Source organism: Vibrio algivorus (assembly GCF_030161215.1).
Taxonomy (GTDB): Bacteria; Pseudomonadota; Gammaproteobacteria; order Enterobacterales; family Vibrionaceae; genus Vibrio; species Vibrio algivorus.
Window position 1 is genome coordinate 514089 of the sequence record NZ_BSPV01000004.1, and the last position, 14244, is coordinate 528332.

Annotated in this window: 13 protein-coding genes; 5 read left to right on the plus strand and 8 right to left on the minus strand. The window is 40.5% G+C overall.

What is annotated here, in order from left to right; genetic code table 11:
* Nucleotides 1–55: 55 nt before the first annotated feature.
* The 3 genes from QQJ93_RS08100 to QQJ93_RS08110 all read right to left on the minus strand — a co-directional run bounded on the left by QQJ93_RS08100 (nt 56) and on the right by QQJ93_RS08110 (nt 1742).
* On the minus strand, nt 56–715 hold the full coding sequence (locus QQJ93_RS08100) for a hypothetical protein (protein ID WP_089123004.1): 660 nt from the start codon (nt 713–715) through the stop codon (nt 56–58).
* Between the two features lie 52 nt (nt 716–767).
* Nucleotides 768–926 (minus strand): hypothetical protein, encoded by a 159-nt coding sequence (locus tag QQJ93_RS08105; RefSeq protein WP_089123005.1) that lies wholly within the window; start codon nt 924–926, stop codon nt 768–770.
* A 174-nt stretch (nt 927–1100) separates the two neighbouring features.
* A complete protein-coding gene (locus QQJ93_RS08110) occupies nt 1101–1742 on the minus strand; it encodes a LysE family translocator (RefSeq protein ID WP_089123006.1) in 642 nt (213 codons plus the stop codon).
* Between the two features lie 219 nt (nt 1743–1961).
* On the opposite strand from QQJ93_RS08110, the gene QQJ93_RS08115 reads away from it, so the two are divergent.
* On the plus strand, nt 1962–3443 hold the full coding sequence (locus QQJ93_RS08115; RefSeq protein WP_089123007.1) for a carboxypeptidase M32: 1482 nt from the start codon (nt 1962–1964) through the stop codon (nt 3441–3443).
* A gap of 30 nt (nt 3444–3473) precedes the next feature.
* Here the strand turns inward: QQJ93_RS08115 and QQJ93_RS08120 are convergent, their stop codons facing one another.
* From QQJ93_RS08120 to QQJ93_RS08140, 5 genes are all read right to left on the minus strand, one after another.
* A complete protein-coding gene (locus QQJ93_RS08120) occupies nt 3474–4010 on the minus strand; it encodes a DUF924 family protein (RefSeq protein ID WP_089123008.1) in 537 nt (178 codons plus the stop codon).
* 139 nt (nt 4011–4149) lie between these two features.
* A complete protein-coding gene (locus QQJ93_RS08125; protein WP_089123009.1) occupies nt 4150–4932 on the minus strand; it encodes an EcsC family protein in 783 nt (260 codons plus the stop codon).
* Between the two features lie 84 nt (nt 4933–5016).
* Nucleotides 5017–5508, minus strand: coding sequence for an outer membrane beta-barrel protein (locus tag QQJ93_RS08130; RefSeq protein ID WP_089123010.1), 492 nt, complete (start codon nt 5506–5508; stop codon nt 5017–5019).
* A 153-nt stretch (nt 5509–5661) separates the two neighbouring features.
* A complete protein-coding gene (hrpA, locus tag QQJ93_RS08135) occupies nt 5662–9618 on the minus strand; it encodes an ATP-dependent RNA helicase HrpA (RefSeq protein ID WP_089123011.1) in 3957 nt (1318 codons plus the stop codon).
* Between the two features lie 157 nt (nt 9619–9775).
* Nucleotides 9776–10468: a sulfite exporter TauE/SafE family protein gene (locus tag QQJ93_RS08140; protein ID WP_089123593.1), complete on the minus strand. Its 693-nt coding sequence runs from the start codon at nt 10466–10468 to the stop codon at nt 9776–9778.
* 434 nt (nt 10469–10902) lie between these two features.
* Here QQJ93_RS08140 and QQJ93_RS08145 point away from each other — a divergent pair, with 434 nt between their 5' ends.
* The 4 genes from QQJ93_RS08145 (at nt 10903) to QQJ93_RS08160 (ending at nt 14072) form a co-directional block, all read left to right on the plus strand.
* Nucleotides 10903–11349, plus strand: coding sequence for a tellurite resistance TerB family protein (locus QQJ93_RS08145; RefSeq protein ID WP_089123012.1), 447 nt, complete (start codon nt 10903–10905; stop codon nt 11347–11349).
* Nucleotides 11350–11491: 142 nt separating this feature from the next.
* Nucleotides 11492–12916: an exodeoxyribonuclease I gene (gene sbcB / locus QQJ93_RS08150; RefSeq protein ID WP_089123013.1), complete on the plus strand. Its 1425-nt coding sequence runs from the start codon at nt 11492–11494 to the stop codon at nt 12914–12916.
* 104 nt (nt 12917–13020) lie between these two features.
* Nucleotides 13021–13383 carry a CidA/LrgA family protein gene (locus tag QQJ93_RS08155; RefSeq protein ID WP_170143420.1) on the plus strand — a complete coding sequence of 121 codons (363 nt, stop codon included), beginning with the start codon at nt 13021–13023 and terminating at the stop codon, nt 13381–13383.
* A 2-nt stretch (nt 13384–13385) separates the two neighbouring features.
* Nucleotides 13386–14072, plus strand: a complete 687-nt coding sequence (locus QQJ93_RS08160; RefSeq protein WP_162497273.1) for a CidB/LrgB family autolysis modulator — start codon at nt 13386–13388, stop codon at nt 14070–14072.
* The last annotated feature ends 172 nt before the right edge of the window (nt 14073–14244 follow it).

Consider the following 14244-nt stretch of genomic DNA (forward strand, 5'->3'; position numbering starts at 1 on the left):
AATAAAGGCGATACATCAGTGTATCGCCTTTATTTTATTGAATATTTATTAAAATTTAACTCTGAGGTTTTATACCTAGTTTCGTAATTAAGGCTTTTACATCAGCGAGTTCTTGTTTTTTCTTAGCTAGAGCACTATCAATTTTACCAATCTGGTCTGTGGCAAGTTTCTCTTTTTTACATGAATCGGATTTTGGATCCCAACTAGTACCATCTTTAAATAATTTACATTCTTCTTTCAATTTTTCTGTTTGAACTGCTAACTTTTCACGAGTCGTTGCCAGCTTAGCCACTTGAGATTTCAACTCACCTTCTTTATCAAATAGTTCATGTGACTGTTTATATAAATCACTTTGTAATTCGGTGGTTTTCTCTAGCTGTTTATTTTCTGTTTTCAATGAGACCGCTTGCTCTTTTTGCACAACTAAAGTTTTTTCAACTTTTTTCTTCTGTTGTTGCAGTTTTGATAATTGTTGAGTCAGTTGTTCTATCTTTTCTTGTTGCTGCTGAGATTGTTGTTCGAATGATTGCCCTTCGGTATCTAGCTTCGTTTGTAGTGTTTCTACTTTCGCTAATAATTGCTGATGTTTTCCAGCCAGTTCATTTTGCTGAAGTGTTGCTTCTTGCGCTGCTGGGTTAATAACGGCGTAAGTAATCACCGAGCCTAAAACAACTCCAATAACGGTTGAAATCATGAGCGGAACTTTATTATTCATGGATGTCGTGTTTCCTAGGTTTATTAACGATGTCGAACCAATGGATATATACCTAGCGAGCAAGCTCAGTAATCACCACGGAGCTAATATAGATTAGCAATGCAGATGACAAGACTATTGCCACCCAGGTTTGTAGTTTGGCATTGGTTCGATATTTCAGTAGCAAATATGCAAGCACCACAAAGATGGCAATGGCAATCAATCGAGTCATAGTATCCCTTTCAATGTTATGTCGCTTACAAAAACCAGTAAGTTATTCAATAAGCTTAAAAATTTATAACATCTTCATGGAAAATTACCTTGGTCTAGCTCAAGGTTTGTTTTCACAATGTCATTTTTGATGAATACGGCGTCGCTTTGTGAAGTCCCGCACTCATTCGAATACTTAATCGTTGTCTAATGCTAATTTTAGACCAAGTGTGATTAATACTGCACCTGTGATCCCTTCCATCCACTTCATCGCCGAAGAATTTTGTACCCAATTTTTAGCAGAATGCACCATAGTCGCAATGCCACACTGCCATACCATAGCAATCACAAAGTGAATCGAGGCCATAAATAATGACTGTAGCAAGGCGGAATGTTCAGGATTAATAAACTGTGGTAGAAAAGCTAAATAAAATACCGCCGTTTTAGGGTTAAGCACATTCGATAATAAACCTTCACGGAACGAGCGCTTAGCTGATAAAGGTTTTCCTACCGTCCCACTAGTGACATCTAACTGACCTTGCCCTTTCCAAATCGCAATTAAACTCGTCACACCAAGGTACACCAAATAAGCTGCGCCAACTAATTTCATCGCATGGAACAGTTCGGCAGACTGTAATAGTATCGCTGAAATACCAATGGCCGAGAGTGTGGCATGGACAAACAAACCACAGCAGATCCCTAAACTGGTTACACAACCATCTACACTACCACTTCGAGACGTGTTCCTGATCACAAGTGCGGTATCCAATCCCGGAGTGAGTGTCAAAATTGTAATCGCAATTAAAAATGCGCCAGAATTGATGATATAAAAGTCCATAATATCCCTATGGTGAACGTCCAAATGTATCTTTGTTATATCAGTGAAAGCTTAGTAAATAAAGAGTTTTGCAGCGTTCTTTTCAAGATGTTATATATCCAAGTGACTTCAAGGTGTAGGATTCAAAGCTATCATCCAAACCTTTAAGGTAAGGAAGACTGGCGAAAGAATGTAAGCCTCTTTCAAATCACACTGCGCAGCAATGAATTAAGGAATATTATGAGCCATTATCAAAAACTCGTTCAACACGCACAAAAAATTGCTAACTTTAATCATTTAGCCGCAATATCTGGCTGGGATCAGGCTGCTGTGATGCCAAGTGGTGGTAATGAAGCTCGCTCCAAAGCAATGGCGGAGTTATCAGTGTTAATTCATCAACTCAACACTGAACCACAATTAGAAGACTGGTTCCATGAAGCAGAACAAGAATCATTAAGCCCTATCGAAAAAGCCAGTTTACGTGAAATGAAACAACGCTGGCAACAAGCCACAATACTTCCACAAGATCTAGTACAAGCCAAATCATTAGCAGGTTCTAAATGTGAACATGCATGGCGAACACAACGTCAACAAAACGACTGGAATGGCTTTGCTCAAAACTGGCAAGAAGTCGTTAACCTATCTCAACAAGAAGCCCAAATTCGCGCAAATAATTTAGGTACAACACCTTACGATGCCATGCTCTCACTCTATGAACCCGGTACAAGTAGCCAATCCTTAGATACCGTTTTTGAAAACGTCAAAACTTGGCTACCAAATCTTGTTGATCGAGTGATTGAAAAGCAAGATAAGGAAAGCGTGATATATCCACAAGGCAGTTTCCCAAGCTCACAACAAAAAGCATTGGGATTAAAATCGATGAAATTTTTACAATTTAATTTTGAACATGGTCGATTAGATGAAAGCGTGCATCCATTTTGTGGTGGTGTACCGACTGATGTACGGATCACCACTCGTTATGATGAAAATGACTTTATCCAATCGCTAATGGGCACGATTCATGAAACGGGTCATGCACGTTATGAACAAGGACTGCCGACATCATTAGCAGGCTTACCAGTAGGTGAAGCCAGATCAATGGGTATTCATGAATCACAATCTCTGTTCTTTGAAATGCAACTAGGCCGCAGCCCAGAATTTATTAATCACCTATCTGCAATGGCGAGAAATGAATTTCAATCAGGAAAGCTGCCTGCGTTTTCGGCAGACAATTTCCGTAAGCTCTACACTCGCGTCGAGAAAGGCTTTATTCGTGTTGATGCTGATGAGCTCACCTACCCTGCTCATGTCATCCTACGTTATGAAATTGAGCGTGACTTAATGAATGGCAACATATCTTATCAAGATGTTCCAGAGTTATGGGATCAAAAAATGCAGGCTTACCTTGGTTTATCAACCAAAGATAATTACAAAAATGGTTGTATGCAAGATATTCACTGGACCGATGGCGCTTTTGGCTATTTCCCAAGTTACACACTCGGTGCAATGTATGCCGCACAATTTATGGCAAGTATGCGTAAACAAGTGAATGTTTCAGACGTTATTGAATCAGGGGATTTAAGCTTAATCTTTGCTTGGCTAGATGAGAATATTTGGAAGAAGGCAAGCCTGTTTTCAACCGATGATCTTGTTAAGCAAGCCACCGGGGAACCCTTAAATGCCGAGCACTTCAAAGCTCATTTAAAATCACGTTATTTGTAAACGATCCTTAATACGTGAGCCTTATCTAAATTAAAAACCGGCGTTAGGTTGTTTTAAATATTCAACCTCTGCGTCGGTTGAAGCTCGGCCTAAAATATCATTTCGATGAGGGTAGCGACCAAAGCGATCAATAATTTCTTTATGTTTATATTCAAAATCCAAATTGGATGACAAACCTAGTTCTGTAAATAAACCAACTGCAATTTCATGAATCATTGGCGATTCACTGTGCATGTAAGGTAAATATAAAAATAAACGTTCATCTTGACTTAAATGTTGGTCAAAGCCTTGGCTAATCGCCACCTGAGAAAGTGTTAAAGCTTGGGCATCACTAGCAAAAGATTTGGGAGTATCTCGGTAGATATTACGGGAAAATTGGTCGAGAATGATGATTTCTGCAAGCGCACCTTTCGGCTCTGAACGCCATGTGTAGAGATCGCCTTGCTCTGCTTGAATATGTAAATTAGCAAACTTATATTCAATTAAAGCATCTAACTCAGGATCTTTTGCCCACCATTGTTCTGGTGATAAAACTTGAAACCAAAATTCAAGAACTTGTTCCTGCATAATCATCTCCTTTTTTATTGAGTGTTATTCAGTATAGGAGATAAATTGTTATATCAAATCTAGTAAGTAGGCAGTGTACGTTAGCTTGGGAAAAAGCTGGATAACAAGCAAGGTGACTCGTTACTTGTTAGAATTAGTATTAAAGCTTATTGTACTCTTGTTGCACAAAGTCCTTTCCATAAGTTTTCTCTAGGCGACGAATAATAAAGTGCCCTGTTGCCATGTCCTGATAATGGCCAATAAAAATAGTATTAATGATCGCGCCACCTGCCGCACCAATTGCTGGCACTGCTTGGGCTGCCGCTTTTTCAGTCACTTGAATACCAAATCGTTTGGCTATTTCAGCGGTAAACTTAACCAGAATCGGCGAACCTTGATCGGTAATAGTTTTTTTAGCGAGAAACTCAGAAGCATCGAGGACCGACTTAGCTAATGCCGTTCTTACTGCATAATAACCACTTTCAGCACCATCATCTTGTTTACTTTTTCCACCTAACGAAAACACTTCTAAACAAGCTAATTTGGTCTCTAGATTAGAAATTGACTCCCCTTCCGCACGCGCAATATCGGCAATCGAGCGTAACATAATCGTGGTTGAAATAGGCAGTTCTACGGCAATCCCAGCAACACCAAAAAAACCACCGACACCACCAGTTACTGCAACACTCAACTTGTGAATTCTATTCGAAGCGAGCCCAGTTGAAGTGCTTTTCATAGTATAAATTGCAGCATCAGAGGCTTTTAATAAGGCTTTTTGAGTCACCTCATTAATGGTGCTATTCCAACTTTTAGGTAATAGCTTTAATCCTTGCTCGATAGGAGAACCAATAGCATTAGACATTTTGGCAGCTAAGCCTGGATTCTCTAATAATTGCTTTGCAGATTGTAACTGTTGTTTGTCTTCTGATGTTAGTGTTTGCATTCATTCAGCCTATTGATAACCGCAAATAAAAAAGCCGTCACTAATAATTAAACTAGTGACGGCTCATATTTCAAATAATATTACTTATAGAAAGTGGAATGTGGCACTGACTGAGTAAGTATTTGCGTCAAACTTATCAAAGCCAAAGTGGTTATAAGCAAGACCAAGCGACAACGAACCTAGAGGAATGCCATCTAGCACAGTGTATTCAACACCAGCGCCATACATCATGTCATAGCCATCATCACTCTTAAATTGACCAGAGCCTACATCATATTTGTTAGCGCCTAGTTTACCGTAAAACTCCAGCGGGCCAACATTGATGCTTGGTTTGATCGCAGCATAAACAGTTGTTAAATCAGAACCGCCGATGTCACCTAAGTCCCAATAGCCTGCTTCAACGCCGATAAATGGCAAAATACCTGTACCGATATTCACACCGTAGGTACCTTCATTGCCGGCACCTGATTCAGTAAAATCTGCCGTACCATAGTTCACACCAGCATAAAGCCATGAGTCAGCTAATGCAGGTGACGCTGCACCCATTAAAGCCAAAGCTAAAAGTGTTTTTTTCATTGTAATACCTTCGAATCCTTCGATTATCATATTCATGGAAATGAGAGTGGCTCAAAATCCATATTTAAAACTTATGATGCATGATTAGTGAGATGCCTTGCAAAATCAAGTAAAAGTTCCTCAATTCGTGTTAAAACAACATTAAATTAAATATTAACAGGCATCAATAGCATTCTTAACTCGCTTATCTGAGACCGGATATGGCGTACCTAATTGCTGAGCAAAGTAGCTCACACGTAGCTCTTCGATCATCCAGCGTATCTCCTTGACGGAATCCGGAATTTCAATGCCTTTAGGGATCTTATTCAGCAGCTCTTTATAATCCTTAGTCACCGACTCTACCTTCAAGATATGTAAGCGGTCTTTATTTGGATCTATCGGCAATTTTTCCATTCGACGCTCAATCGCTTTCAAATAGCGCAAAATATCAGGTAGTCGTTTCCAACCACATTCGGTCGCAAAGCCTTTAAAAATCAAACCTTCTACTTGCGCTTTAATATCCGATAACGCAAACGCCATGCTTAAATCAACTTTACCTTTGAGCTTTTTATTGATGTTAAAAGCAGTAGTTAAAATCGTTTCTACTTGCTTGGCAATATCGACAACCGTATCGCCCAACTCAGCACGAACATGCTCTTTCAATGTTTCAAACTGCTCAGGTTGCCATACTAGGCCGCCCTTTTGTTCAATCAGTTTATCGACGCCACAAGCAATACAGTCATCAATTAAATCGAGCACTTTGCCATAAGGGTTAAAGTACAATCCTAATTTTGATTTATTAGGTAGGTTGCTGTGCAAATATTTAATCGGTGAAGGTACATTAAGCAACACTAGTCGACGTTGCCCCGCTCGCATTGCTTGTTGCTGCTCTTTCTCGGTTTCAAATAGCTTGATTTCCACGCTATCTTTAGCGTCCACTAAAGCAGGGAAAGCTTTAACCTCAAAGCCACCACGTTTTTGCTGATAAACCGTCGGCAGTTCACCAAAACTCCATGTATGTAGCCCTTGCTGTTCAATATCATCGTCAGCCACTTTCGACAAAGTTTCTTGAACTTTATCTTTCAAGCTTTCTTTTAGCGCGTATAGGTCGTAATGCTCTTTTAACTTACGATTACGATGATCGACGGCACGGAATGTCACTTTAAGGTGATCTGGAATTTGTTCAAGTTGCCAATCTTCTCGCTTCACTTCAACGCCGGTCATACGACGTAGCTCTTTTTCTAGCGCATCTAAGATTGGCATTTCCATAGGAGCAACACGAGATAAGAAAGCATCGGCATAGTTTGGCGCTGGCACAAAGTTACGGCGTAACCCTTTAGGGAGTGATTTAATCAACCCCACCACTAACTCATGACGTAAACCTGGTATCTGCCAATCAAAACCATCTGGACTCACTTGGTTCAAAATAGGCAAAGGAATATGAACAGTCAAACCATCATTGTCTTGCCCCGGTTCAAATTGATAACTAAGTTTTAATTTCAAACCATTTTGATGCCAAAAGTTTGGGTAATCCAAGTCGGTTACATGACTGGCATCACCTTGAAAAAGCATCTCTTTTTCAAAATCGAGTAGTTCAGAGCTTTCTTTACTGACCTTTTTCCACCACGAATCAAAATGGCGTCCCGATACCACATCGGTACTGACACGTTGATCATAGAAATTAAATAACTCATCATCATCAACCAAAATATCACGGCGACGTGATTTATGTTCAAGCTCTTCGACTTCTCGTAGCAACTTCCTATTTTGGTGGAAGAATTTATGCTTAGTTTCCCAATCACCTTCCACCAAAGCACTACGAATAAAGATTTCACGACTGACAACCGGATCAATCGGCCCATAATTAACATTACGCTTTGGCACAATCGGAATGCCATATAACATGACTTTTTCTGAAGCGATAACGGCAGCTTGTTTCTTCGACCAATGTGGTTCGCTGTAACTACGCTTGATTAGATGTGGCGCAAGAGGCTCAACCCATTCAGGTTGAATTTTAGCAATGATACGTCCCCAAAGTTTTGAGGTTTCCACCAGCTCTGCTGACATAATCCACTTAGGCTGTTTTTTAAATAAACCGGATGCAGGGAAAATATGAAAACGAGCATTACGCGCGCCTTGATATTCACTCTTTTCGGCATCTTTCATACCAATGTGAGACAGTAAACCCACTAATAGCGCAGTATGGACAGATTGGTAACCTGCCGCTTCTGTATTAAGTTTGGCATCCATTTCACGCATCGCTTGATGTAATTGAAAATACACATCTTGCCATTCACGCACGCGTAAATAGTTTAAGTAATCTTGTTTACATTGCTTACGGAATTGATTGCTCGATAAGACTTTTTGCTGCTCTTTGATGTAGTTCCAAACATTCACAAACGTGAAAAAGTCCGACTCTTCATGGAAGAAACGTTTGTGTTTATCATCGGAGCTTTGTTGTTTATCACTAGGACGCTCACGTGGATCTTGAATTGATAACGCTGAGGCAATAATCATCACTTCCTGTAAACAATTATATTTCACCGATTCAAGGACCATACGCGCTAAACGTGGGTCAATCGGCAAACGTGCAAGTTTGCGCCCTATTGCTGTTAACCGTTTTTTAGGATCTTTAGCATTCGGATTAATTGCGCCAAGCTCTTCTAGCAAACGTACACCATCTTGAATATTGCGCTTATCCGGTGCTTCAACAAATGGGAAGGCTTCAATATCACCTAGCCCCAATGATGTCATCTGTAAAATAACCGAGGCTAAGTTGGTGCGTAAAATCTCAGGATCGGTAAATTCCGGACGTGAATTAAAATCCTCTTCCGAATACAGTCGAATGCAAATGCCTTCACTCACACGCCCGCAGCGACCTTTACGTTGATTGGCACTGGCTTGTGATACAGGTTCAATAGGCAAACGCTGTACTTTAGTACGGTAGCTATAACGACTAATACGCGCGGTACCCGGATCAATCACATATTTGATTCCTGGGACCGTTAACGAGGTTTCAGCCACGTTAGTCGCCAGAACAATTCGGCGGCCGGTATGAGATTGGAATATCCGATTTTGTTCAGCAGATGATAAGCGAGCGTACAAAGGTACGATTTCAGTATCTCTAAGCTTACGTTTTGAAAGCGCATCTGCCGTGTCACGGATTTCACGTTCACCATTCATGAAAATAAGAATGTCACCTAAACCAGGTTCATCACATAATTCATCAACAGCTTGAAAAATGCCTTCTAATTGATCAAGGTCTTGGTCAGCATCATCAGGATTAAGTGGACGATAGCGAACATCAACCGGATAAGTACGGCCCGACACTTCAATAATTGGCGCTTTATCAAAATGGTTAGAGAAACGCTCAGGATCAATGGTTGCCGACGTAATAATAATTTTAAGATCAGGACGCTTCGGTAGTAACTCTTTTAAGTAACCCATGATGAAGTCAATATTCAAGCTACGCTCGTGCGCTTCATCGATAATGATGGTGTCGTATTGATTTAAAAAACGGTCGTGCTGGATTTCTGCCAGTAAAATACCATCAGTCATCAGCTTAATTTGAGTGTTATCGGATATTTGGTCATTAAAACGAACTTTATAACCCACATACTCACCCATTGGGGTTTGCATTTCTTCAGCAATGCGGCTGGCAACTGAACGAGCGGCTAAACGACGAGGCTGAGTATGACCAATTAAACCTGCTCGACCTCGACCGAGTTCGCTGCATATTTTCGGTATTTGCGTCGTTTTACCTGAACCCGTTTCACCGGCAATGATCACCACTTGGTTATGAGCAATGGCTTCTGCGATATCATCACGCTTTTGGCTAACCGGTAAGTTTTCAGGATACTCAATATGCGGTTTATGCAAGCTACGGTTCTGCACTACCATCATAGATTTTGCAATATCCATAGCGATTTCATCAAACACAGCCGCTTTCGCTTCTGGTTTCTTAATTTTACTGGCTCCATGAATTCGCTTACTTAAACGAAAACGGTCACGGATCATGCAGTCTTTTAATGCGGCACGTAGGCTACCAGCAGTATTACCCTGCGCACTATTCTCTTGATGTGATGAGAGAGAATCAGTAGAAGAATGGGCATTATCATGAGGGTTGGTCAAAACGATTCCTATTGAAACGATTAGAGAGCGCAGGTGAATAGCGAACTGCACTCATAAACTATAGAATTATCAAAATTGTAACACAGGGATAAATGAGATCTAAACTGTCACCCTAATTAATATTAATACTCAAGTGACTTGGATATGTACCCTAAGACTACAACTGTAAGCCTCGTACAATCGCGGTCGTGGCACTGGCTAAGCACAACACGAGTGTAAAAATCCGAATCCACTCTTTCGAGACATACTTCACCACCATTTGTGCCGCAACATAACCAAGCCACCCCATAGGTAGCAATGGAATTGTCATCACAACATGCTGCCAAGTCAAATAGCCAATAAAGTATTGAACAGTCAGAGAAATCATTGAACTAAATACAAAAAACGCCGCCAAGTTACCCCGTAATGAAGAGGCATCTTGATGCTGTAAAATCAATGCCATTGGTGGTCCACCAATACTGGAACTTGTACCCATAAAACCGGAGAAAAAACCAGCGACCGCCATTCTGTTTGGCGTCGGCTCAAAACGAATTGGAGTAAGACTAATTAACACCGCCAATAGCACCATTCCACCTAACCACAAGGATAAAACGGAACTGGATACATACAGCAATAAAATCCCCCCTGCAACAGAGCCGGGAATACGACCATAAATCGCCATTTTCAAACCACCAATCGAGATATTGTTGCGATATTTATAAGCATTAAAAAGAGAGTTAAATAACGCCACCATTACTATCGGTGCAGGAACATATTGAGGGGAAATTAAGAACAACAAAGGAGCAGCGACCACTGCAAGTCCAAAACCAATGGCGCTTTGTACAAATGAACCAAGGAAAATCATTCCCATCGCGAGTATCACTGTACTATTTATATCAAACATGACATTCCAAATTGACAAGAAGGTAGTGAAGAAAGCGGCATTATATCGCTAAATCATTTTGATTGATGAAGACTTTTCTTGATTTTTAATGTCAAAGTTTTAGGGTGTATACCCAAGTCACTTCAAGATGCAAGTTTCAGCAAGAATAAAACAAGCTTTAGGCAAAGCAAATTGAATATGATCATAGTTATTCTATCTCTGTTCAATTTAATGCAGCATAAAGCTTGTTTTAACTTGCCCTTAGAGAGCTTCATCCAAACCTATATACAGCGTCAGATTGGTTTGAAAGGTGCTTACATTCCTTCGCCAATCTTCCTTGTCTAAAGGGTTGGATGATAGCTCTGAATTCTGCATCTTGAAGTCACTTGGGTATATTGATAACAAACGCTATGAAGGTCATTATGATTCAATCTTTAAAAAGCTTCTTTAATCAAATCGTTGATGGAAACGTCCAAGAAAATCAATCGCTTGATACTAACCTAGCGATCGCAGCCTTACTCTGTCAGGTTTCGCAAGCCGATCATTCTGTTGATGAAAAAGAAGAAGCAACTAAAATACAAATGCTAGGTAAGTTGTTTTCTTTAACCGAAGCGGATGCAAAAACTTTATTGCAAGAAGCCACTTTGCGTTCAGAAAATTCGGCATCTCTTTATGAATTTACCGACCAATTACGCGATTTAGAACATCAGCAACGTTTTGAGCTAATTCAATCCATGTGGCAAGTCGCTTATGCGGACCATCACCTTGATCCTATTGAAGAAGCGATTATTCGAAAAGTTGCTGAGCTGCTTTACGTTAATCACAATGACTTTATTCGTGCCAAACTCTCAGTTGCACCATCCTCTTAATCTCTAAAAATTTTATCCCCGGTGACTTCAAGATGCGAATTTCAACAAGTTAAAAATGCGCATCTCACAAGCAAGCCATTTCTTTACGTGGTACTTAGGGGTAATATACCGATATTAAAGACAATAAATTTCTGGAAGTCCCATGAGTAATGAAAACGCCCCAACCTTCTTTTTCTTAGATTACGAAACATGGGGTGTAAGTCCAGCCAAAGACCGACCAAGTCAGTTTGCTGGCATCCGTACCGATATGGACTTCAATATTATCGGTGAGCCTTTGGTGATTTATTGTCAACCTCCTAGTGATTATTTACCGTCACCAGAAGCGGCATTAATTACTGGTATTAAACCTCAAAAAGCAGTGAAAGATGGCCTACCTGAGCCGGAGTTTATTCGTCGCATCCATAAAGAACTTTCAACACCAAATACCATCTCACTTGGTTACAACAGCATTCGCTTTGATGATGAAGTGACTCGTTATACTCTTTATCGAAACTTTTACGACCCGTATGCATGGTCATGGCAAAATGGTAATTCACGTTGGGATTTACTGGATATTATGCGTACTTGTTATGCCTTACGCCCAGACGGTATCAACTGGCCAGAAAATGATGAAGGCTTTCCAAGCTTTAAACTAGAGCATCTTTCTGTTGCCAATGGCATTGAACATAGCAACGCCCATGACGCAATGGCCGATGTCATTGCAACCATTGAACTTGCTAAAAAAATCAAACAGGCACAGCCGAAACTGTTCAATTACCTATTGACTATGCGACACAAGCGTAAACTCAACGAACTAGTCGATATTGTTAATATGACCCCTCTCGTACATGTTTCAGGTATGTTTGGCGTACAATGCTCTAATATTAGTTGGATCGTGCCGATGGCTTGGCATCCAACCAATAACAATGCAGTGATAACGGTAAACCTCGCAATGGATCCAACGCCGCTAATTGAGCTAGATGCTGAAACACTACATCAACGCATGTACACAAGACGAGATGATCTTGCACCGAATGAACTACCGGTTCCTCTTAAACTTGTGCACCTTAATAAGTGTCCTGTTCTCGCACCAGCCAAAACGCTTACGGCTGAAAATGCTGATCGAATCGGTATTGATCGCAAACAATGTTTAGATAATCTCGCGCTTTTAAAATCGCACCCAGAAATTCGAGAAAAGCTGATTGCTATCTACAATATTGAGCGTGAATTTAAGCAAGATAATAACGTCGATACTCAACTCTATAGTGGCTTCTTTTCACCAGCTGACAAAACCACCATCGATATTATTCGAGAAACCGAGCCTGAAAAGCTCGCAGGGTTAGATTTATCGGTGAAAGATGCTCGTATCGAACCTTTGTTGTTCCGCTATCGTGCACGTCACTACCCATGGACACTGAACGAAGCTGAACAGCAAAAATGGCTAACACATTGCCGTGAATACTATGAGAACAATATAGAAGAGTACATGCTCAACCTTGAGAATCTCGCTCATGAGCATGAAAGTGATGCCGCTAAGATCGAGATCCTAAAATCCGTCTATCAATATGTAGAGTCTCTCGTTTCTTAACTACCTTTACAACTATAACCATTTTTTACAACCGCGCTCTTTTTTATCTTTTGAGCGCTTTATTAACTCTTGTTCCGTTCTAGGAGTCCAACGTGTTCAAGCAAATGCTCAATTATGCTTTATCATTCGCACTGATTATGGTGAGTTTGTGGGCAGGTAATGCTATTCAGCACTTTTTTCACTTATCCGTACCCGGAAGCATTTTCGGCATGCTGATTTTATTCGCTCTACTGGTTTCAGGGTTTGTCAAAGTACAATGGGTCAAACCCGGCGCTCAGTTGTTCATTCGCTATATGATCATTCTGTTTGTACCAATCAGTGTTGGTTTAATGGACCACTTTCCTTTATTGATTGATAACGCCTTATCCATTTTTGCTAGCAGTGTCGGTGCAACCACCATTGTATTAGTACTCCTTGCGCTGGGACTACAAAAAATCCTCACGAATAAAACAAGTGAGGGTAAATAATCATGTGGCTTCTACTTACCTTTGTTGTTTTCTTTGCGGTGCGTTGGTTTGCTAGTAAGGTGAACAATCCATTAGCTAACCCTTTATTGTTAAGTATTGTGATTATTATTCCTATTCTAATGGCGCTAGATGTACCTTACGAGGTGTATTACGCACAAAATGATTGGATGACTTTTCTACTTCAACCTGCTGTGGTTGCGCTCGCTTATCCGTTATACGAACAACTGCCACAAATTCGCCAAAATTGGAAAATCATCTTTTTAGCATGTGGCGTTGGTAGTGCGATGTCGATGCTTACTGCCGGGTTGATCGCCGTTGCTTTGCATACCGACCCAACATTAGTAGCAAGTTTAATGGGTAAATCAGTCACAACCCCTATTGCGATGGAAATAGGAAAAAACTTAGGTGGTGAACCAGCTATTGCTGCTATCTTAGTATTGATTGTTGGTGTATTTGGCTCTGTATTTGCTTACCCAATCTATTCATTTTTAGGCGTCACCCATCCAATAGCAAAAGGGTTAACTATGGGTACGGTATCGCATGCTCTAGGAACAGCAACCTGTGCAGAAAAAGACGCCGAAGATGCAGCATTTAGCTCCCTCGCCTTAGTGACATGCGGCATTATCACTTCAATACTTGCACCATTATTTTTTGCTTTCTGTCTCTGGGTTGGCGGCTTTATTGGCTAAACCAATATGATCAACCCAAACACTGTATTTATAAGGAGCTAGTTCGGCTCCTTTTTTGTCTATGAGGCTTTATTCCCAAAACCTGATCTAAGTAGTGTTTTTGACTATTGAAACTACTCACTCACGAGATCTCACTCCATAATCTGATTTATTTCACAATAAAAATGTAACC

Excerpts from the sequence above, each read along its gene's own strand:
- QQJ93_RS08100 (WP_089123004.1), bottom strand. The coding sequence starts at position 715 with ATGAATAATAAAGTTCCGCTCATGATTTCAACCGTTATTGGAGTTGTT.
- QQJ93_RS08105 (WP_089123005.1), bottom strand. The coding sequence starts at position 926 with ATGACTCGATTGATTGCCATTGCCATCTTTGTGGTGCTTGCATATTTG.
- QQJ93_RS08110 (WP_089123006.1), bottom strand. The coding sequence starts at position 1,742 with ATGGACTTTTATATCATCAATTCTGGCGCATTTTTAATTGCGATTACA.
- QQJ93_RS08115 (WP_089123007.1), top strand. The coding sequence starts at position 1,962 with ATGAGCCATTATCAAAAACTCGTTCAACACGCACAAAAAATTGCTAAC.
- QQJ93_RS08120 (WP_089123008.1), bottom strand. The coding sequence starts at position 4,010 with ATGCAGGAACAAGTTCTTGAATTTTGGTTTCAAGTTTTATCACCAGAA.
- QQJ93_RS08125 (WP_089123009.1), bottom strand. The coding sequence starts at position 4,932 with ATGCAAACACTAACATCAGAAGACAAACAACAGTTACAATCTGCAAAG.
- QQJ93_RS08130 (WP_089123010.1), bottom strand. The coding sequence starts at position 5,508 with ATGAAAAAAACACTTTTAGCTTTGGCTTTAATGGGTGCAGCGTCACCT.
- QQJ93_RS08140 (WP_089123593.1), bottom strand. The coding sequence starts at position 10,468 with ATGGGAATGATTTTCCTTGGTTCATTTGTACAAAGCGCCATTGGTTTT.
- QQJ93_RS08145 (WP_089123012.1), top strand. The coding sequence starts at position 10,903 with ATGATTCAATCTTTAAAAAGCTTCTTTAATCAAATCGTTGATGGAAAC.
- sbcB (WP_089123013.1), top strand. The coding sequence starts at position 11,492 with ATGAGTAATGAAAACGCCCCAACCTTCTTTTTCTTAGATTACGAAACA.
- QQJ93_RS08155 (WP_170143420.1), top strand. The coding sequence starts at position 13,021 with ATGCTCAATTATGCTTTATCATTCGCACTGATTATGGTGAGTTTGTGG.
- QQJ93_RS08160 (WP_162497273.1), top strand. The coding sequence starts at position 13,386 with ATGTGGCTTCTACTTACCTTTGTTGTTTTCTTTGCGGTGCGTTGGTTT.